The organism is Dulcicalothrix desertica PCC 7102, from assembly GCF_003991905.1.
In the GTDB taxonomy this organism is placed as follows: domain Bacteria; phylum Cyanobacteriota; class Cyanobacteriia; order Cyanobacteriales; family Nostocaceae; genus Dulcicalothrix; species Dulcicalothrix desertica.
In genome coordinates this window covers 220,604-221,475 of sequence record NZ_RSCL01000019.1, presented here as the reverse complement: position 1 = coordinate 221,475, position 872 = coordinate 220,604, and the positions used below count along the sequence as shown (strand labels likewise).

Genomic DNA, 872 nt, shown 5'->3' with positions numbered 1-872 from the left:
TACCCAAAACCGGATGGAACAAGTACCTTTACTGATTACACTCGGTTTATGGGTGAAGATGGAGCATATTTTGATATTGGCAAAGAATCAAGTAATTTATTTGAACTACCTGATTTACGTTCCCTCCCCTCGAAACTCCAGCAAGAAAGGTTTGAAGATTACAAAGATTTTCTTGCTACAGCAATACTCGCAATGGTAACTGGTAATCGTCGTGATTATAACGGCGCCCAGTCACAATTGATTACCGATACGGTACGTTCGATTTTAGCATTAGCGCTTAAAGCTTTTTTCAGTGACGACTTGATTAGAGACCGTTATGCAGCAGCATATGTCAATGGGTTTGGCTCAGATGAATGGGCTACAATGCCGACTTTGCATGACTTTTTAAATTTCTGCTCCCATGAACGCTTACGGCTTGATTCGTTAACTGGTGATACCAAAGCTGCGTTAGAAACTATTCGCTTACGGTTGAGATTTTGGCTTTCGTCGCGAGTTGGTCAAGCTTTGGCACAACCTTCGACTTTTAGAAGTAACGCGCGGCTATTAATATTTGCTTTGCGTAACTTATCTAATGATGAAGATGCGGCAATTTTAAGTTTGAGTGCTTATAGTGCGGCACTACGCAGAGCTTTAGCAGCAAGAGCAAGCATATTCTTTATTGATGAAAGCCCAATTTTATTTGAATACGATTCGATTGCTGCACTTGTTGGTAGATTGTGTGCTAACGGCGCCAAAGCTGGAATACGAGTAATTTTATCTGCTCAAGACCCAGATACAATTGCTCAATCTCCATCAGGGGCGAAGATTTTCCAAAACTTGACTACTCGGCTAATTGGACGTATTCAACCGACTGCAATTAATAGTTTTGTGAC

1 pseudogene is annotated in these 872 nt (G+C 41.2%); it reads left to right on the top strand.

Annotated elements, in window-relative coordinates:
- Positions 1–872 (top strand): annotated as a pseudogene (locus tag DSM106972_RS34365) (hypothetical protein); the annotation flags it as partial.